Raw genomic sequence first — 19,238 nt, forward strand, 5'->3', positions numbered from 1 at the left:
ATCCGCGATTCCCCCGAATGGGCGTCGGATCCGAGGGCTGTCGGATCCGGGACCGTCGAATGCGGGACCGTCGGCTCAGATGCGGACGCCGAACTGGAAGGTGCCCATCCAGTCCATCGACTCGTAGCGGACGTAGGCGCCCGGCTTCGGGGCGTGCAGGACCTGGTTGTTGCCCGCGTACAGGCCCACGTGCGAAAGGCCGTTGAAGAAGACCAGGTCGCCCGGCTTGAGCTGGCTGCGGCCTATCTTCACGCCGTCGTTCTGCTGGGTGTAGGTGGTGCGCGTGAGGCCCACGCCCGCCTGGCGGTACGCCCACTGGGTCAGGCCCGAGCAGTCGTAGGAGTTGGGGCCCTCGGCGCCGGAGACGTACGGCTTGCCGACCTGCGTGTCGGCGGCCGCGAGGGCGGCGGCGCCACGCTGCGAGGCGGGCACCTCGTTGCCGAGGTCCACGCGGTCGCCGGCCTCGCGGCTGGCGCGCTGCTCCTCGTCCGCCATCTTCGCCCGCTCCTCGGCGGTCAGCGTGTTGAGGAGCTTCTGGGCCTCGGCGAGCTTGGCCTGGATCGTCTTCTTCTTCGCGTCGAGCGTCTTGCGGACGTCCTCGAGGTCGGCGAGCTTGCGGGTCGCCTCGGCGCGCTCCTGGGCCAGGGTGCGCTGCTTCGACTGGATGTTCTCCAGCTCGGCGGCCTGCTTGGCGCCGAACTGGTCGACGAGGGACGCCTTGTCGAGGTAGCTGTCCGGGTCGGAGGAGAGGAAGAGCGAGAGGGCGGGGTCGATGCCGCCGGAGCGGTACTGGGCGGTGGCCACCGAACCCAGGCCGTCGCGCAGGGTGTTGAGCTCGTCCTGGCCGCGCGCGACCCTGTCCTGGATCGCGTCGACCTGCTTCTGGAGCGTGGTCTGCTGCTCCTTGGCGAAGCTGTGGTCCTCGGTCGCCTTCTCCGCCTCGTGGTAGAGCTTGTCGACCTTCGCCTTGACCTCGTCCTTGCTCGGCTTCGGGTCGGCCTGCGCGGCCTGGGAGGTCAGAGCGACGGCCGCGGCGGCGGTCGCGGTGAGCACGGTCACACGGGCGCGGCTCGGCTGCTTGGGACGACGGTGGGACGCCACGAAGGCGAGCTCCTTCTTCCTCAGCCGCCTACCGGGCAGTGGGGGGTTGAATCCCCGGCTCGCACCGTCAGCTCCCCCGCGAAATTGGGCTGAACTGTACGAATTCGGCGGTTCCTTCGCTGTCATCCCCGATGGACGATCAACCGCGCGAAGGTTCGAGGCCCGACCCTAGTGACCTTCTTGTGATCAGTTCAAATCCTCATGAGAAAAAACTGCCTCACGAAGCGCATTCTTTACAGACACCGCACGGGCAGTAGCGGCCAATTGACGGTACGTTCCGCAGCCGTGCGACTAAATCGGGCATTAACCGCAGGAGTTACGAGAACGGCGCACTAGACGCGTGAAAGCCGCTTAAGCAGCAAGACGGACGCGACGGGCCGGGCGCCCGCCTTCGCGACACCGTCCGCGACTTCCCGGTCGGTGGAGACCACGATGACGGGCCGCCCGGGCGGCTCCGCCCGTACGAGCTGACGGATGAGCTCGTCCGCGGTCACCCCCGGCTTGGAGAACAGCACCCGCACCCCGCGCGGCGGCGCGAGCAGCACCGGCGCCGCCAGCTCCGCCCCGTCGAAGACACAGGTGATCTCGGCGCCCGACTGCGCGGCGAGCATCGCGAGCCCGCCCAGCAGCCGCAGCCGCTGCTTCTCCAGCGGCATCGTCGGATAGCCGGTCTTGGTGACGTTGTAGCCGTCCACGACCAGATGCGCCTGCGGCAGGGCGAGCAACTGGTCCAGCAGCGCCGGGTCCGTCTCGGAGAGGGCGCGCGCCGCGATGTCCTTGGGGGTCATACGTCCCGGCTCGACCGCGTCGACCGTGTCGGCGGGCCGTACGGACGCGGGCGGCAGGGCCAGTTCGCGGCGCAAGCCCTGGGCCGCGTCCAGCACGGTGTCCAGCAGCAGCCGGACCCGCATGTCCTCGATCGAGCGGCCCTCGCGGGCGGCCCTGCGGCCCGCCTCGACCGCCGACTCCGCCTCGCCGAGGCGGGCCTTGAGCCGCCGGGCCTCGCTCTCGGCGGCGGAGAGCTGGGTCTGCGCCTCCGCCTTGGCCGCCTCGGTCTCGGCCGCGAGGCGGCGCACGGCCGCCTCGCCGCGCTTCACATCGCTCTGGGCGCTGCGCAGCTTGCGGTGAAGCGATTCGGCTTCCTTGCGGGCGGCTTCGAGTTCGGTGCGCAGCCGCTCGGTCTCGGCCTTGGTGTGGGACTTGAGCCGGTCCAGTTCCTCGCGCAGCCGCTCCAGCTCGCGCCGGCCCTCCTCGTCGGCGCGCTCGGCGTCCGCCCGCTGGGCCTCCTCACCGGCGGCGGCCACCAGCTTCACCCAGCCGGCGGGCCGCAGCACGTAGGCGGCCGCGGCCACGTCGACGGGGTCGGCGGCCGCGAGCGGCGACCCGGACTCCAGCGCATGCGCCAGCTCCGGCTGCGCCTCGCGCAGCCGCTCGCCGATGCGCTGACGGAACAGCGGGTCGCCCTCCAGCGTGGCGGCCATGGCGTTCCCCGCGTACTTGGCACGCCGGGAAGGGGTGAACCGGGCATATTGCCGCAGTTGGGCGGGAAGCTCCGCGACGGTCAGCCCGCCGAACGCGTCCGACACCAGCGCGACGACCCGTCGCCGCACACCTTCGGGCAGCGGGCGGTCGAGCGCCTCGGCGGCACCACCGGCATCGCCGGCCGCACCGGCCGGGCCGGCGCCGCTGTCAGGCTGCTCCACAATCCGTCACCCCAATGTCTCCGTACGGGTCCGGGCGTCTCCCGTCAGGAGTCGGCGCCCGGCCTGTCCACCAGTTCGATCTGGTCCACCGCGTTGCACCAGCGGCAGCGCACCGACTCGATGGTCTCACTGACCACCTCGCGCTCCTCCACCGTGGGCTCTCCCGCCAGGTCCAGATGGACGTACTCGACGACCTTGGACGACCGGGTCACATCGAACCGGGTGAGATTGCCGCAGAGCGTGCAGCGCCACCGGGTGGTGGCCGTCGGCGTCGGAACCGTCGTCATCGTGCCGTCCTCGTCTCGTCGTGCGTACTGCCCGTAACCCTACGACCTCACCTGCACGCGGTGACACGGCGAGGCAGTCTGCCCCCTTCCCTCCCGGTACGCCATGCTCTGTGAATGATCGATTGGCGAACGGGTCCCACCGTGACCTACGGAGTGATCGGTCTGTGCTGTCTGCTGTTCGTCATCGGTCCGGTTTCCGGACTCAACCCGGCATACGGCACCGGGGACACGCTCCTCGCCGCACAGAGCGACCACTTCGCACGCTGGGGAGTCATCCCGAGCGAGCTGATGCACGGCTCCCCGCGCACGCTCCTCACCCCGCTGACCGCGCTGTTCGTGCACGGCGGCTGGCTGCACCTGCTGGGCAACATGCTCTTCCTCTATGTCTTCGGGGCGATGGCCGAGGAGCACATGGGCCATGTGCGGTTCGCGCTCTTCTACCTCGGCTGCGGCTACTTCGCGCTCGTCGCGTACGCCGCCGCCAACGCGGAGTCCGCCCAGACGCTGGTGGGGGCCTCCGGGGCGATCTCGGGGGTGCTCGGCGCGTTCCTGTGCCTCTTCCCCCGGGCACGGGTGACGAGCCTCTTCCCCTTCCTCCTCTTCCTGCCGCTGCGCTTCCCCGCCTGGATCGTGCTGATCTTCTGGTTCGTGCTGCAGTGGGTGGCGGAGGCCCGCAACGCGTCGTCGGGTCCGGGAGTCGCGTACCTGGCCCATCTGGTGGGCTTCGGGACCGGCTTTCTGCTGGCGTGGGGCTGCTTCCGGAGGACTAGAGTGAAGGCCCAGTCCACGGCCACCGAGGGAGACAGCCAGCCGTGATCACCGCGATCGTGCTCATCAAGACCAGCGTGGACCGCATTCCGGAGATCGCCGAGTCGATCGCCGCGCTGGACAACATCACCGAGGTCTTCTCCGTCACCGGTACGTACGACCTGATCGCGATGGTCCGTGTGGCCAAGCACGAGGAACTGGCCGACGTCATTCCGGGCCGCATCAGCAAGATCCCAGGCGTCGAGGCGACGGACACGCACGTCGCGTTCCGTACGTACTCCCAGCACGACCTGGAGGCGGCCTTCGCGATCGGTCTCGACGCATAGGTCCGCCGGCGGGTGTACGGGACCGGGCGGCCGTCGGCGTACCGGGGTCGCCTCCTCTGTTTCGGATGAGGCCCGGATGAGGAAGCCTTCATCTCCGGCTCATCCGGGGCACCGGGCGGCGCCCCGATGATGGCCGTATGGCCTTCGCACACCGACTCGCGACGCTCGCCGCGGTCGTCGCGATCCCCCTCGGTATCGCGGCGACCAGCTACGTACTGACCGACGCGCCAAAGGCGCCCAAGGTGCCGCCCAAGGTGGAGCTGAGCACCGCGCCGGCGGGCGGCACGCCCAGCAGTCCGGCGCCGCCCGCCCCGTCCTCCACCCGGACACCCGCGCCGCCGACCCCCGCCCCCGCGCCGACACCCACCCGCAAGGCGCCGACGCCGAGCGACGCCGTCGTGCCGGGGCCGCCCGCGACCGACGACGAGGACGACGACCTCGGTGACGACGGCTGACGCCCGCAGGATCTCCGCACGCGTACGGATCCTGCTGTGGCTGCTGCTGGTGATGACGATGGCGCTCGCGACCGTCGCCGGGACGACCCGGTCGATCCTGCTGCGGGACGTGAACCACCGGATCAGCCAGCTGCTCACCCAGGAGACCGGGGAGTTCGCGAACTTCGTCGACCAGGGTGTCGACCCGGCCACCGGTGGACCGTTCACCGATCCGCGCCGGCTCCTCGAGGTGTTCCTCCAGCGCCAGTACTCCGACCCGGACGAGGAACTGCTCGGGCTCAGCCCCGCCATCGGGCCCCGGCCCCATGTGATCCGGCAGTCCCGGGACATCCCCGCCCGGATCGCGCTCTACCGCGACGGCGACGCGCTCACCCGCATCCACGCCTCCCCCGCCTCCTCCGGCACCCTGCACCGCCCCCAGGGCGAGATCCGCTGGGCCAAGGTCCCCATCGAGCCTTCCGGCGCCTCCTTCGTCGTCGCGTTCCACGCCGACCACGAACGGGCCGTCGCCGACGAGGCGTTCCGCACTCTGCTCGCCATCTCCGGTGTCGCGCTGCTGCTGACGACGGGCATCGGCTGGGCCGTCGCGGGCCGCATCCTCGCCCCCGTACGCATCGTCAGGACGACCGCCGCGCAGCTCACGGAGCAGGATCTGACCCGGCGCATCCCGGTGCGGGGCCGGGACGACATCGCCGCGCTCGCCGAGACGTTCAACGCCATGCTCGACCGGCTGGAGCGGGCGTTCGCCGGGCAGCGGCAGTTCGTCGACGACGCCGGCCATGAGCTGCGTACGCCCATCACCATCGTGCGCGGCCATCTGGAGCTGATGGGCGACGACCCGGCGGAACGCGAGGAGACGGTGCGGCTCGTCACCGACGAACTCGACCGGATGAGCCGGATCGTGGAGGACCTGCTGCTGCTCGCGAAGGCCGAACGCCCCGACTTCGTCCGCCCGGAGCCGGTCCAGCTCGGCGAACTCACCGCCGATGTCTTCGTCAAGGCCCGTACGCTCGGCGAACGCGACTGGATCCTGGACCCGGTCGCCGACCGCGAGGCCGTGCTCGACCCGCAGCGCGTCACCCAGGCGATGGTGCAGCTCGCGCAGAACGCCGTCCAGCACACCGTCCCCGGCCAGCGGGTGCGCATCGGTTCACGGGATCTGGGCAGCCGACTGGAGGTGTACGTCGCCGACAGCGGCTCCGGCGTCCAGGAGCAGGACGCCGATGTGATCTTCGAGCGGTTCCGGCGCGGTACCGCCCGCCGGGGCAGCAGGGCCGGCGGCGCGGGCCTCGGGCTGTCCATCGTCAAGGCCATCGCCGAGGGCCACCGGGGCGGCCGCGTCGAGCTGCGCCCCACCGAGGGCGGCGGCGCCACCTTCGTACTCGTACTGGAAGAGACGTGAGGGACGTGAGCGTGAACCGGATTCTCATCGCCGAGGACGAGGAGCGCATCGCCTCCTTCGTCCAGAAGGGCCTGCGCGCCAACGGCTTCACCACCACCGTCGCCGCCGACGGCGACACCGCGCTCGACTACGCCGTCACCGGCGGCTTCGACCTGATGGTCCTCGACATCGGACTGCCGGGGCGCGACGGCTTCACCGTGCTGAGGGAGCTGCGCGAGGCCCGGGTGACCCTGCCGGTCGTCGTGCTGACGGCCCGCGATTCCGTACGGGACACGGTGGCCGGTCTGGAGGGCGGCGCGGACGACTGGATGACGAAGCCGTTCCGCTTCGAGGAACTGCTGGCGCGGGTACGGCTGCGGCTGCGCACCGCCGCACGCGTGCCCGAGGTGACGGTGCTGCGCAGCGGCGACATCGGCCTGGACCTGCGGACCCGCAGGGCACGGGCGGGCGGCCGGACGGTGGATCTGACGGCCCGTGAATTCGTGCTGCTGGAACTGTTCCTGCGGCATCCGGGGCAGGTGCTGTCGCGCGAGCAGATCCTGTCCCATGTGTGGGGCTACGACTTCGACCCGGGCTCGAACATCGTGGACGTGTACGTGCGGGCGCTGCGGAAGAAGCTGGGCGCGGAGTGCCTGGAGACGGTGCGGGGCATGGGCTACCGCATGCGGTGAGCCGCGGGGCCGAGGGCCCTGGGGCCATGAGCCATGAGCCATGAGCCGTGAGCCGTGAGCCGTGAGCCGTGGGGACGGTCGATGAAGTTCCTTTCACAAAGCGCTCATTCGGGACTCACGGCGGCTGCCGAGACTGATCGTCGTGACCCTCTCGTTCCGGCAGTCCTTCTGGCTGTGCGGCGCGCTCAGCCTCTGCGCCGTGCTGGCCGTGCCGTCCAACTTCCCCGGCCTCGGCGCCGACGCCCGGCTCACTCTCGCCGTGTTCGCCCTCGCCACCTGCGCCTGGATCGCGACCCCCGTCGACGACACCTTCATCGCGCTGGGCGCCGGGCTCGCGCTCACCGCGACCGGAGTGATCAGCAGCGAGACCCTGTTCGCGACCCTCGGTGACGCGACGGTGTGGCTGCTGATCTGCGCGTTCGTGCTGGCGGCGGCGGTCGGCCGGACCGGGCTCGCGGGCCGGGCTGCCGCGTTCCTGGTGGGCGGGGCCAGGACCGTGCGGCAGCTGGTGCATCTGACGACGGCCGCGCTCGTCGTCACCTCCTTCGCCGTGCCCGCCACGTCGGGCCGGGCCGCGCTCGCCCTGCCCGTCTTCCTCGCCCTGGCGCGGGCCCTGGGCGAGCGCAAGCGCCTGATCGTGATGCTGGCGCTGCTCTTTCCCACGGTGGTCCTGCTGTCGGCCGTCGCCACGCTGATCGGCGCCGGGGCCCATCTGATCACCGTGAACGTGCTCTGGGAGCAGACCGGGGAGCGGCTCGGCTTCGTCGAGTGGCTGCTGCTCGGGCTGCCGCTGGCCGTCGTCTCGTCCCATCTGGCCGCCGAGGTGGTGCTGTTGACGACGACCCGGCGCGCCGAGCGCCGCACCCCGGTGCACATCAGCGCGGCGCAGCTGCAGAAGCATTCCGAGACGCCGGTCACCGGCCCGCTGAGCACGGCCGAGGGCCGGTGCGTGGCGCTGCTCGCCACGGTGGTGGTGCTGTGGTGCAGCGAGCCGCTGCACCGGGTGCCGCCGGCCGTGGTCGCGCTGATCGGGGCGGTCGTGGCGGCCTCGCCGGCGCTCGGCACCGTCGGGCTGAAGGAGGGTCTGCGGACGGTGCCGTGGCCGCTGCTGCTGTTCATGGCGGCGACGACGGCGATGGGGGTCGCGCTCGCGGAGTCGGGGGCGGCGGGGTGGCTGGTCGGCGGGCTGCCCGTGTCCGTGCCCCCGTGGCTGTTCCTGACCGTGGTCGTCGCGGTCTCCACGGCCGCCCATCTCGTGCTCCAGTCGCGCTCGGCCCGCTCGTCGGTCCTGGTTCCGCTGGTGGTCGCCGCGGCTGCCGGTACGGGGGTCAACCCGGTGGCGGCCGCGCTCGCGTCGACGGCGGCGGCCGGCTTCTGCCACACCCTGCCCGCCTCGGCTAAACCGGTCGCGCTGTACGCCGACCTTCCCGGCAGCTACACCCCGCGCGATCTGCTGCGCCTGTCCGCGGTGCTGGCGCCGCTGACCGCGGGCGTGGTGCTGCTGTTCGCGCTCACCGTCTGGCCGCTGCTCGGCGTGCCCGTCCATGGGGAGAAGCCATGACCCGTCCGTTCCGGATCGCCGTGGCACCCAGCGGATTCAAGGAATCGCTGTCGGCGGCGGAGGCCGCGGCGTCGATCGCCGAGGGCCTGTTGCGGGTCGTGCCGGACGCCGTGGTCGACCTCATCCCGCTGGTCGACGGCGGCGAGGGCACCGCGCGGGCACTGGCCGCGGCGGGCGGCGGGCGCCTGGTCGGGCTGACCGCGACCGGGCCGGTCGGCGACCCCGTCGGCACCCACTTCGCACTGCTGGACTCCGGCACCGCGGTCGTCGAGATGGCGGCGGTCGCGGGACTGGCGCTGGTCCCGTCCGACCGCCGTGACCCGGCCCGTACGACGACGTACGGCGTCGGCGAACTGATCCTCGCCGCCCTGGACAGCGGGGCCCGCCGCGTCCTGGTCGGCTGCGGCGACTCGGGCACGTCGGACGGCGGCGCGGGGGCCCTGCAGGCCCTGGGCGCGCGGCTCCTCGACCGCGACGGCCGCGAACTGGGGCACGGCGGCGGTGAGTTGATCCGCCTCGACCGCATCGACCCGACCGGCCTCGACCCGCGCCTCGCGCGCACCGAGATCCTGGTGGCCTGCAATCCGCACAACGTGCTGTGCGGGGAGCGGGGGGTCGCCCGGGTCTTCGGCCCGCAGAAGGGGGCGACGCCGGGCCAGGTGGAGCAGCTGTCGGCGGCGCTGGAGCGGTGGGCGACGGTGCTGGCGCGGGACGTGGTGGGCGCGGAGCAGGACGTGGTGGGCGCGGAGCAGGACGTGGTGGGCGCGGAACCGAGCCGTCCCGGCCCGCGGCCCCGCCCCGACCTCCGGTTCGGCCCCGGGACCGGGGCCTCCGGCGGTCTCGGCGCCGGGCTCGCCGCCATCGAGGCGCAGCTCCTCCCCCGGTTCGACGTGCTGCTGGGGCACCTCGACCTGGACGCCCGGCTCGCCGTCGCAGATCTGGTCGTCACCGCGGAAGGGGCGCTGGACGGGCAGACCCCGTACGGGAAGATCCCGGGTGAGGTCGCCCACCGGGCCAAGCGGTGCGGCCGGCCGGTGCTGGCGCTCGCCGGGTGCATCGGGGAGGGCGCGCACGAGGTGCGGGCCATCGGCGTGGACGCGTACAGCTCGATCGTCCCGGCGCCCGTGCCGATGACGGAAGCGCTCGGCCGCGCCGGCGAATTCCTCGCCGACGCGGCCGAGCGCGCCATAAGGATGATCGTGCTGGGGACCAGGCTAGGGCCTGTCCGGCGGATCAGGCTGGATCAGCGAGCGGCGTCATGCGGCTTCGGACCCAAGGCGGAGGAGGGAGGCATGGCGGAGCCATGCCGACTGACGACAACGCAGGAGACGGAGCCGCAGGGCGTCGAGAGCCCAGCAAGATCCGCCGGACAGGCCCTGGCCCCGTCGGCTCAGACCGCCGGCACGCAGCGGCCGTCCTCCGTGCGGTAGTTCCACTGCGCACCGTCGCGCACGAGCTCCTTCACGGCCCGTACGAACCGCTCGACGTGCTCGTCCGGCGTGCCGGCGCCGAAGCTGACCCGGATCGCGTTCAGCGACCTCCCCCAGCCTTCGGCCGGGGGGACCCCCACCTCGCTTCGCTCGCCCGGCTCGGCCTCCGGGGCTCCGCACTCGCCCACCTGCTCCGGGTCGCTGCCGAGCAGGGTGCGGACCAGCGGATGGGCGCAGAAGAGGCCGTCGCGCACGCCGATTCCGTACTCGGCGGAGAGCGCGGCGGCGAAGTGCGAGCTGTTCCAGCCCTCCACCACGAAGGAGATGACACCGACCCGCGGGGCGTCGTCGCCGAACAGCGAAAGCACCTTGACCTCGGGCACCTCCGCGAGCCCTGCCCGCACCGTGCGGATGAGCCGCTGCTCCCGCTCGACCAGGCTGTCGAAGCCCGCCTCGGTGAGCGCCTTGCAGGCGGAGGCGATCGAGTAGACACCGATGACGTTCGGGGAGCCGGCTTCGTGGCGGGCGGCGGTGGTGTGCCACTCCACGTCCACCCCGCCGTCCGTGCGCCGCGCGACCTTGCGCGAGGCCCCGCCGCCCGCGAGGTACGGGTCCGCGTCCCGCAGCCAGTCGGCCCGCCCGGCCAGTACGCCGGAGCCGAACGGCGCGTACAGCTTGTGCCCGGAGAAGGCGACCCAGTCGACGTCCAGGTCCTGCACCGACACGGCGTGGTGCGGCGCGAGCTGCGCCGCGTCGAGGACGATCCGGGCGCCGTGGGCGTGCGCGGCGGCCGCGAGTTCCCGTACGGGCCACAGCTCACCGGTCACGTTGGACGCACCGGTCACGCAGACCAGGGCGGGCCCGTAGGGGTCGCGCTCGGCGAGCGCGAGCTCCAGCGTCCGTACCGCCTCCCCGGGGGTGCGCGGCGCGTTCAGGTAGGTCACCCGGGCATCCCTCCACGGCAGCAGGGAGGCGTGGTGCTCGGTCTCGAAGACGAAGACCTGGCAGTCGGCGGGCAGAGCGGCGGCCAGCAGGTTCAGCGAGTCCGTCGTCGAGCGGGTGAAGACGACCTGGTCGTCGTCCCGGCAGTCGAGGAACTCATGGACCGTCACCCGGCTGTTCTCGAACAGGTCCGTGGACAGCTGCGACAGGTAGCCGGCGCCGCGGTGGACGCTGCCGTAGTACGGGGCGTACGCGGACACGTCGTCCCACACGCGCTGCAGCGCCGGGGCGCTCGCCGCGTAGTCGAGAGCCGCGTAGGTGACCTCGCCACCGGTCACCAGCGGGACGGTGACGTCCCGGCCGAGGACCGGCAGCGGCTCGGTGCAGCACGGGCCCCCGGCAAGAGCAGTGGCGGAGGCGGCGGCGTTCGGGCGTGCGGACATGGCGGTATCTCCCGGGCAGGAAAAGGCGAAAGAGCGATGAAGGACCCGCACGGCGGCCAGGCGGCCTCGGCACATACGGGTGTTGCCTCGACGCACGGCGATGACGGGCCGGGCGGAGGGTGAAAAAGGGGCCGGAAGGCCCTATCGCATTCGCTTGCTCACGAGACAGCTCCCTTGAGGACCAGGACCCCAGGGGCGTGACATCACCGATGTCCGAGGGGTCCGCGCTTGCCGTGGGCCTTGTTGCCCACGGCCTGGTCTTCACCCGGGGCACCCCGCCACGGACGGAGGGTTGCCGGACAGCGGGCCGGGGCCGTAGTCGCTGTCACTCATGACCTGACGAGCAGTGTTACACACACCGGGAGGCGATGAGCATCCCCCTGTCCACCTGGTGAGACACCTCGTGGACACCCGTCTCACACCGTGGACCCCGCACCACGGGGCCGGAAGCAAGGAAGGGAACCAGCCACCCTGCCGGGGACCCAGTTACCGACGGTCAGTCAAGTTACTTCGCTGACAAGCGGTTTCACCATCTCCACGCATACCAGGGGCCCCACTTTCAAGTCAACAAATCCTTGATCAATTACGGGTGACCGTCGACACTCCCGACCGTCGACGACAACCTTCCCCGTCGAACGAACGCAATCAATCCGTTACATGAGCGTGATACATCCGTAACCCGGACAACAATAGAGTCATGATCAGTTCTCGCGACAGCCACTAAGGCCGGCACAGACCAATTGCCACGCGAAGATAAAAACCGGGGGCGGTTACATGAATCAGTTCAGAGTTTCTGCGGATCCACGCGACGGCTGCGTCATTACGCTTTAAACGCCATCCCCCCTGAGATCGGGAATACTTGTGACTTCTACGCGCATCGTCGACGTAGTCAACTTCATGCCGGAACGAGTGGTACGCAACAGCGATCTGCTCGGCGAAAGCAACGAGCTGAGCGATCACTCCTTCTTCGCCGGCGTGCATGAGCGACGCTTCGCCTCGCCGGAATACAACTCCACCCAGCTCGGCACCGAGGCACTGAAGAAGCTCCTTGAGCGCAACGGTGTGCAGGCGAGCGAGCTGGACATGATCATCTGTTCCGCCCAGCTCAACGACACGTTCTCACCGGGCGTCGGCACCGCGATTCAGCACGCGGTCGGAGCGACCAAGGCGGGCGTCCTCCAGGTGGACAACGGCTGCTGTTCATGGATTTCGTCCATCAACACGGCCAAAGCGTTCATCGATTCCGGTCAGTACCGGAAGGTCGCCGTTGTCACGGTGACGAACTTCGTGTCGCGCCTGGAGGACTTCCAGAAGACCCCCGAGTCCTTCGTCCTCGGCGACGGCGCCTCCGCGACCCTGCTGGTCGCCGGGGAGGAGCCGACCGTGCTGTCCGTGCACGAGCAGGCCTTCGGCGAGAACTGGGGCGCCCTGCGGGTCGAGCCCGACACGGTGGACGCCATCGACCTGCCGTTCTGGGCCGGCGGCTCCGGACCGCTCACCGTGAAGTTCAACCAGAACATGCTCGCCCGTTTGTGGGCGGTCACCATGGAGCAGCTGCCCAAGGCCGTTTCCATCGCCCTGGAGAAGGCAGGTGTGGAGAACGAGGACGTCTCGTATCTTTTCACCCACCAGCCCAACGAGAGCTACATCGCGGAATGGCGCAAGCGCTGCGGTTTCGACGACTCCCGGGCCTATGACACGCTGGGACATTACGGCAACATGTTCCAGAGCTCTCTGCCGGTGACATTCGCCGAAGCCCTGGAAAAGGGCAAGATTTCGAGCGGCGACGTCCTGACCTTCGCCACGTTCTCGCACGGTGGAGAACTGGTGGCCTCGATGGTCTGGCGCTGGAACTGATCCGCACGCCGGCTCGACCACCGCGGATGCATGCACCGCGGGTTCTCTCGGCGCGGGCCCAATCACCGCGCCATCGAAAAAATCTCAACCATAACGGGAGCGATCATGGCCATCCGTACGCCGGACGAGTCCGGGCTTGCCCAGAACTACCAGCTCGACAACTCCGATCTGCTCGACCTCGGCCTGGTGTGGAACGAGAACACCAGCATGGACGACATGATGAAGCTGATGGAGAGCAAGACGAAGGAGACGTACGACCACAGCGAGATATTCGGGCAGTACTGTTCGCTCGCCGAGCACATCAATGTGCCGTACGACATCGTCTTCGAGTACGCCGCCAACGCCCGCTCGCTCGAGGAGTGGACGTACAGCATCCGCAACATGAAGCACCTGGGCGGTGGCCTGTACCGCGCCGACGAGATGATCCAGCCGGACACGGACATCTACATCCGCGCCGACGCCCAGAAGGGCCCGGAGCAGGGCCTCGTCATCTACCCGTGCGCCTGGGACCAGGGCCACGAGCTGTGGATGCGCTACTACCTCACGATCATCGACTCCGCCAAGGTGTTCAACAAGCCGGGCACGGTCGTGCTGTGGACCAACTGCAAGCACCCGTACTACGACCGCGCGACCACCGACGTCCCGGACTACATCGCCGAGGGCCGCGCCCGCACCGACCGCGTGTGGGTGGGTGACATCTGGCCGGTGTTCCACGCCGGGCACAGCATCGAGATGGGCAACCTGAAGAAGATCCTCGAGCACCGCTTCGGCTCGCTGCCGAAGGAGTAAAACCCAGCTCTCCACCGGCGCTCACACGGGGGTAACCATGCGGATAGCCGACGCCATAGTCACTGCACTGCGCGAGCTGGACACTCGCTACGTCTTCGGTGTCAGTGGCGCGAACATCGAGCACATCCACGATTCCATCGAACGACTGGGCAACGGGCGGCTGACCTCCGTCCTCGCCAAGCGCGAGGACGGCGCGGCCTTCATGGCCGACGCCCGCGCCCGGGTCCACCGCACTCTGGGAGTCTGCTGTTCGACTTCCGGCGGCGGAATGATGAATCTCGTCGCGGGACTGGCCGAGTCCCACGCCGAGTCCGTGCCCGTACTGGCATTAGTCGGCCAGCCGCCCGCGGCCCTGGACGGCCGGGGGTCGTTCCAGGACTCCTCCGGAATCGGGCGGACGGTGGACGGGCTCTCCATGCTCGCCTCGGTCACCAAGAAGACCGTCCGGATCACCGATCCCCGTGTGTTCTGGGCCCAGTTGAGGGACGCGATCGAAACCGCTCTCAGCGGGCGGATGGGCCCGGTGGCTCTCCTCATCCCCAGGGACTCCTACGAGCTGGAGGTAGGACCCTTCCCCGCCGACTGGCCGAGCGACATCAGCGCGTTCATCCAGCCCCAGCCGGTGGACGACGGCGAGGTGCGCGAGCTCTTCGGCCGGCTGCGCGAGGCGACCGCCCCCGTCCTGGTGCTCGGCCACGGGGTACGCCGGTCCTGCGACCCCGACGCCGTGCGGCTCTTCGCCCAGCGGGCGCGCATCCCGGTCCTCACCACGATGGGCGCCCGGGGCGAGTTCCCCAACGACGATCCCCTCTACCTGGGAGTCGTCGGCGGGGGCGGCCACCCCTCGGCCGCGTCCTACGTGGAGAAGTCGGACCTCGTGGTGCTGGTGGGCACCGGCCTGGCCATGATGACCAGGGGCGCGCTGTCCGGCGTGGACCCGCGGAAGTTCGCCGCGGTCAACATCGACCCCGGCGAACTGCTGCGGTCCGCCGTCACCGACACCGTGGTGCGGGGCGACGCCAGCCAGGTGTTCCACCGGCTGGGACGGCTGCTGGACACCGAACCGTTCACCGCACCGTCCTGCGAGGGGTACGAACTGACGCGGTTCGTACCGCGGCCGGCCACTCCCGTCCCCGGCCGCGAGACTCCGGCCGAGAGCGACGCCCTCCTGCAGAGCGAGGCCGTCGGCATCATCGAGGAGTACCTGCCCCGCGACGGGCATCTGCTCTACGACGCCGGCAACTGCGCCGTCGCCTCGATGCACTACGCGTCCGTCCCGCCCGGCTCGTCCTCGACGATCGCCCTGGGCATGGGCGGTATGGGATACAGCATCCCGGGCGCGGTCGGAGCGCAGCTCGGCTCGCCCGAAGGCACCCGGAGCGTGGTGTTCTGCGGCGACGGTGCCTTCCTGATGAGCGGTCTCGAAGTGCACACGGCGGTGGAACTCGGCCTGCCGGTACTTTTCGTCGTCTTCAACAACGGCATGCACGGCATGTGCGCCACCCGGCAGCAGACCTTCTTCGATTCCCGTATCACGACCGTGCAGTACACACCGGTGGACGTGCAGTCGGTGGCGCGGGGACTCGGAACACCGGACCAGCTGTGGGTCGGCAGTGCCGGGACCCGGTCGGAACTGGTCGCGCTCCTGTCCGACCACCGCCGCAGGTCCCATCCGACAGGTGTGCTGGAGCTGCGCCTGGAGGTGGAGGAAGTCCCTCCGTTCGCCGCGTTCCTTCCGCCGGACGAGCCCACCGTCGCGGTGCCGAGGCCCTGGCAGGACCTCGCCTCGTACCACGACGCCGAAACGATGGCGACGGCCTGACGTGCAGCGGGGGCGGCGCGCCTCAGCAACGCTCCAACCAACAACCAGGAAAAGATCACATGACTGTTCATGAGCTCGATCTCGCGGGGATCACGGACTCCAAGCTGCGCTCGGACTATCTCGTCAGCTCCAAGCTGTTCCGGGACATCGGCCGGGGGCGTTTCCTGGGCCGTTACATGTTCCCGGCGGCCAAGCGGCCCTACTTCGACGTCTTCTTCGCCTTCGTCTGCTACGTCGACGACCTGGCCGACGACATCAACCACAGCCTCGAGATCCGCTCCCAGCGGCTCGACGAGTGGGAACGCACCTACATGGCCATCGCCAAGGGCGAGGCGGTGGAGAGCGACAAGCCGCTTTCCCGCGCCGAGGAGACGGACGCGGCGCTCGCCCGCGCACTCGTCCACATGATGCGGACCTGGGATCTTCCCTACCTGCGTGTACCGGAGTTCGTCGACGGTCACCGTCAGGCGCTCAGGACGTTCGAGTACACCGACGAGAAGCACCTCGACGAGTTCATCCAGACCGTGACCCTGCTCCCGGCCGTCTGGATCAACCAGCTCTTCGAGCCGCAGAGCCCGGACGCCGAGGAGCTGTGCCGTCACACCATCACGGCGTTCCAGCTGCTCGACTTCGTCTGGGACGTGCAGGAGGACCTGGAGCTCGGGCGGCTCTACCTGCCCAACGACCACCTGGCCCGCTTCGGCCTGACCAGGACCGACCTGTCCCGGCAGATCGGCAGCGGCTACATCAGCGAGGCCGTACGCGAGCTGATGCAGTTCGAGATCGACCTGGCCAAGTCCCATCTGGACGCCGGCCGGCCGTGGCCCCGGACGCTGCACCCGACCTCGCGGACGTTCATGGAGACCGACATCCAGACCCATGACGCCATGATTCCGGAGCTGGTCAAGAACGACTACGCGTTCTTCAAGAACCCGCGCAAGGGCCTCGACTTCGTGTCGGCCCGGATGATCCCGCGTACGGCCGCCGCCGTGGCCCGGGCCAAGAAGATCAACCAGCAGGCGGAGCGGACCGGCTACCGGATCCGTCCGCCCTACGCCGGCGACGCCTCCTGAGCGGCCGGGGCGCCTGATCGGCCGGAGCCTGCCCGCCGTGTGCCGTCGTCCGGTCCGTTCGACCGGACGACGGCACACGCTCGCGACAGGACAGACACAGACCCAAGGAGTACACACATGACACGAGCCGCGGTCATCTGCGGGCTCGGGACGTGGGTTCCACCGCGTGTCGTCACCAACGACATGCTCGCGGCCGAGCTGGACACCTCCGACGAGTGGATCAGAACCCGGACGGGCATCACTCGGCGGCATGTCGTGAACCCCGGAGTCAGCACCGGCCATCTCGCCACGGAAGCGGGGCGCCGCGCGCTGGAATCGGCGGGCGTCACCGGCGTGGACGTCGTCGTCGTGGCCACCAGCACACCGGACCGCCCGTGCCCGGCGACGGCCCCCGTCGTCGCCTCCCGGCTCGGACTGAGCGGCGTCGCCGCCTTCGACGTGGCGGCGGTGTGCACCGGCTTCGTGTACGGCCTGGCGACGGCGGCGGGGCTCATCGGCACCTCGGTGGCGAAGACCGCGCTCGTCATCGGGGCCGACACCTTCTCGACCATCCTCGACCCCGGTGACCGGACCACCCGGGTCATCTTCGGTGACGGGGCCGGAGCCGTGGTGCTGCGCGCGGGAGACCACGAGGAAGCCGGGGCGCTGCGCGGGTTCGACCTCGGCAGCGACGGTCGCGGGGTCGACCTGATCACCGTTCCCGCCGGCGGGTCCGAGCAGCGCGGCAGCGGTGTGACGGCGGAGGAGGCGGACACCTACTTCCACATGGACGGGCCGCAGGTCTTCGCACGCGCCGTCCGGCACATGACCTCATCGGTGCGCTCCGTCCTGAAGGACGTCGCGTGGGATGCCGAGGACATCGATCACGTCGTCCCGCATCAGGCCAACGTGCGCATCCTCGACGCCTGTGCGCGGGAACTGGGCGTCTCCGCGGACCGTGTGGTCAAGAACGTCGACCGGGTCGGGAACACCGTCGCCGCGTCCATTCCCCTGGCCCTCGCCGACGCGTCCGCCGACGGTCGGCTCGAGGCGGGGCAGCGTGTGGTGCTCACCGGTTTCGGCGGCGGTCTCAGCTGGGGGTCCGCGGCTCTCACGTGGCCCGGCATCACCGCCGTCGGCGGCGAACGCTGACCATCCAAAACAACAGCGAGATAAGGACGACGGACATCGTGGACGAAAAGCTCAAGGCCTTGATCAATGAAAGGTTTCCCGACTCCACCAATGCCCTGTTCAGTGGCTCCACCTTCCAGGAATCCGGCATAGATTCGATGGGCGTGGTCGAGTTCATCATTCTTCTCGAGCGTCATTTCGAGCTGCCGACGATGCTGAACGGCAACGAGCTGGGCATCGGGTCGACCCTCGACGAAGCGCGGGAGCTCCTGAAGTCCCAGGGTGTGGGGTAACCCGATGGATCACCTACTGATGCTGAACGAGAACCCGCTCCCCCCGCTCGCCTCGGTGGCCGAGGAGATCGCGCGCGGGGCCGGCAGCATCAACAGATATCCGGAGTTCTATCCGGAGCACCTGCAATCCGTCGTGGCGGAATGGCTCGGCTTCCCCGAGGAGTGGGTCGTCGTCGGGTCCGGGTCCGTGGGAGTCGCGCTCCAGGCACTCCAGGCACACGTACGGCCCGGCAACGGGCTGGTGTACGGGTGGCGCAATTTCGACGCGTATCCCCTGCTGGCCGACATGACCGGGGCACGCGCGGTGCAGGTGCCGCTCCTGCCCGGCGGCCATCAGGACCTGACGGGGGTGGCGAAGGAAGCCGCGGCCGATGCGGACGCGGTCATCGTCTGCAATCCCCACAACCCGACGGGGCAGCTGCTCTCGGCGGACGAGCTCGAGGAATTCATCGGGCTGATCCCGGCCGACACCCTGATCGTTCTGGACGAGGCCTACATCGAGTTCGTCGAGCGGTCTCAGCGGCCCGACTCGTTGAAGTGGGTGCGGCAGTACCCGAATCTGCTGGTGCTGCGTACCTTCTCCAAGGCGTACGGCCTGGCCGGCATGCGCGTCGGTTACGGCGTGGCCCACCCGGAGATGGCCGAGCGGATCAACAAGTTCCGGCTGCCCTACTCGATGAGCTCGCTCTCGGTGGTCGCGGTGGAGGCGTCCATTCGCGAGCAGCGTGAGCTCGAGGACCGCGTGCGGCATATCGTGGCGGAACGTGAGCGCGTGGTCCGAGGCCTGACGGAGTCCGGCTGGAGCGTGCTGCCCAGCCACACGAACTTCCTCTGGCTCGACGAGCCGGCCAGGGTGGACCAGGTGGGGGCCGCGCTGGACCGCGTCGGCGTCCGGGCACGCCTGTACCCCGGCGACGGCGTCCGGCTGACCATCGGCGAGCGGGCGTCGAACGACGCGGTGCTCTCCGCTCTCTCCTCCCCGCGGTAGGCCCTCTCCGCACCGGACTCCAGAACCACAGAGCCCAGAACCACTGAGCCCGTCGGCATCCATGCCGACGGGCTCAGTCGTTTTCGAGGGACTTCCGGCGAATCCGCAGATGCGTGTGCGCCAAATGGATGAATTTTGGGAATGGTTGCACGGCGGCCGGGTGTGACGTGGCGTGACGACACGCAGGAGAATCGCCAGTTCGCCGGTCGACGGCCCT

The 19,238-nt window shown here is 69.9% G+C and carries 18 protein-coding genes and 1 riboswitch; of the genes, 14 read left to right on the top strand and 4 right to left on the bottom strand.

Going from position 1 to position 19,238, the window contains the following annotated elements; all coding sequences use genetic code 11:
- Positions 1-75: 75 nt before the first annotated feature.
- From ABT342_RS18920 to ABT342_RS18930, 3 genes are all read right to left on the bottom strand, one after another.
- Positions 76-1,101, bottom strand: coding sequence for a C40 family peptidase (locus tag ABT342_RS18920; RefSeq protein ID WP_351574661.1), 1,026 nt, complete (start codon positions 1,099-1,101; stop codon positions 76-78).
- A 332-nt stretch (positions 1,102-1,433) separates the two neighbouring features.
- Complete coding sequence (locus tag ABT342_RS18925; RefSeq protein WP_351574664.1) at positions 1,434-2,804, bottom strand: NYN domain-containing protein; 1,371 nt, start codon at positions 2,802-2,804, stop codon at positions 1,434-1,436.
- 44 nt (positions 2,805-2,848) lie between these two features.
- A complete protein-coding gene (locus ABT342_RS18930) occupies positions 2,849-3,091 on the bottom strand; it encodes a hypothetical protein (protein ID WP_351574666.1) in 243 nt (80 codons plus the stop codon).
- Between the two features lie 114 nt (positions 3,092-3,205).
- Here ABT342_RS18930 and ABT342_RS18935 point away from each other — a divergent pair, with 114 nt between their 5' ends.
- The 7 genes from ABT342_RS18935 (at position 3,206) to ABT342_RS18965 (ending at position 9,704) form a co-directional block, all read left to right on the top strand.
- Entirely contained in the window at positions 3,206-3,907 is a 702-nt protein-coding gene (locus ABT342_RS18935; protein WP_351574669.1) for a rhomboid family intramembrane serine protease, read from the top strand.
- Positions 3,904-4,185: an Lrp/AsnC family transcriptional regulator gene (locus tag ABT342_RS18940; protein WP_351574672.1), complete on the top strand. Its 282-nt coding sequence runs from the start codon at positions 3,904-3,906 to the stop codon at positions 4,183-4,185. Before ABT342_RS18935 ends, ABT342_RS18940 begins: the two co-directional genes overlap by 4 nt.
- A 137-nt stretch (positions 4,186-4,322) precedes the next feature.
- Complete coding sequence (locus ABT342_RS18945; protein ID WP_351574674.1) at positions 4,323-4,640, top strand: small hydrophilic protein; 318 nt, start codon at positions 4,323-4,325, stop codon at positions 4,638-4,640.
- A 52-nt stretch (positions 4,641-4,692) separates the two neighbouring features.
- Positions 4,693-6,042 (top strand): sensor histidine kinase, encoded by a 1,350-nt coding sequence (locus ABT342_RS18950; protein WP_351574926.1) that lies wholly within the window; start codon positions 4,693-4,695, stop codon positions 6,040-6,042.
- A gap of 11 nt (positions 6,043-6,053) precedes the next feature.
- Complete coding sequence (locus tag ABT342_RS18955; RefSeq protein ID WP_351574677.1) at positions 6,054-6,713, top strand: response regulator transcription factor; 660 nt, start codon at positions 6,054-6,056, stop codon at positions 6,711-6,713.
- 142 nt (positions 6,714-6,855) lie between these two features.
- Complete coding sequence (locus ABT342_RS18960) at positions 6,856-8,274, top strand: SLC13 family permease (RefSeq protein WP_351574679.1); 1,419 nt, start codon at positions 6,856-6,858, stop codon at positions 8,272-8,274.
- On the top strand, positions 8,271-9,704 hold the full coding sequence (locus ABT342_RS18965) for a glycerate kinase family protein (RefSeq protein WP_502965573.1): 1,434 nt from the start codon (positions 8,271-8,273) through the stop codon (positions 9,702-9,704). Before ABT342_RS18960 ends, ABT342_RS18965 begins: the two co-directional genes overlap by 4 nt.
- Here the strand turns inward: ABT342_RS18965 and ABT342_RS18970 are convergent.
- A complete protein-coding gene (locus ABT342_RS18970) occupies positions 9,665-11,089 on the bottom strand; it encodes an aminotransferase class V-fold PLP-dependent enzyme (protein ID WP_351574682.1) in 1,425 nt (474 codons plus the stop codon). The genes ABT342_RS18965 and ABT342_RS18970 overlap by 40 nt on opposite strands.
- 219 nt (positions 11,090-11,308) lie before the next feature.
- A riboswitch (SAM riboswitch) is annotated at positions 11,309-11,426 on the bottom strand.
- 560 nt (positions 11,427-11,986) lie between these two features.
- On the opposite strand from ABT342_RS18970, the gene ABT342_RS18975 reads away from it, so the two are divergent.
- The 7 genes from ABT342_RS18975 (at position 11,987) to ABT342_RS19005 (ending at position 19,021) form a co-directional block, all read left to right on the top strand.
- Entirely contained in the window at positions 11,987-12,946 is a 960-nt protein-coding gene (locus tag ABT342_RS18975; RefSeq protein WP_351574685.1) for a 3-oxoacyl-ACP synthase III family protein, read from the top strand.
- A gap of 105 nt (positions 12,947-13,051) precedes the next feature.
- Positions 13,052-13,735, top strand: a complete 684-nt coding sequence (locus ABT342_RS18980) for a hypothetical protein (RefSeq protein ID WP_351574688.1) — start codon at positions 13,052-13,054, stop codon at positions 13,733-13,735.
- Between the two features lie 37 nt (positions 13,736-13,772).
- Positions 13,773-15,557 (top strand): thiamine pyrophosphate-binding protein, encoded by a 1,785-nt coding sequence (locus tag ABT342_RS18985; RefSeq protein WP_351574691.1) that lies wholly within the window; start codon positions 13,773-13,775, stop codon positions 15,555-15,557.
- A gap of 59 nt (positions 15,558-15,616) precedes the next feature.
- The gene (locus ABT342_RS18990) at positions 15,617-16,630 is read left to right on the top strand and encodes a phytoene/squalene synthase family protein (protein WP_351574694.1); all 1,014 of its coding nucleotides are present in this window, start codon (positions 15,617-15,619) and stop codon (positions 16,628-16,630) included.
- A 117-nt stretch (positions 16,631-16,747) separates the two neighbouring features.
- Entirely contained in the window at positions 16,748-17,761 is a 1,014-nt protein-coding gene (locus ABT342_RS18995; RefSeq protein ID WP_351574697.1) for a beta-ketoacyl-ACP synthase III, read from the top strand.
- 38 nt (positions 17,762-17,799) lie between these two features.
- Positions 17,800-18,033, top strand: coding sequence for an acyl carrier protein (locus ABT342_RS19000; protein WP_351574700.1), 234 nt, complete (start codon positions 17,800-17,802; stop codon positions 18,031-18,033).
- Between the two features lie 19 nt (positions 18,034-18,052).
- Positions 18,053-19,021: an aminotransferase class I/II-fold pyridoxal phosphate-dependent enzyme gene (locus tag ABT342_RS19005; RefSeq protein ID WP_351574703.1), complete on the top strand. Its 969-nt coding sequence runs from the start codon at positions 18,053-18,055 to the stop codon at positions 19,019-19,021.
- The last annotated feature ends 217 nt before the right edge of the window (positions 19,022-19,238 follow it).

The organism is Streptomyces sp. NPDC000410 (assembly GCF_040300305.1).
Lineage (GTDB): Bacteria > Actinomycetota > Actinomycetes > Streptomycetales > Streptomycetaceae > Streptomyces.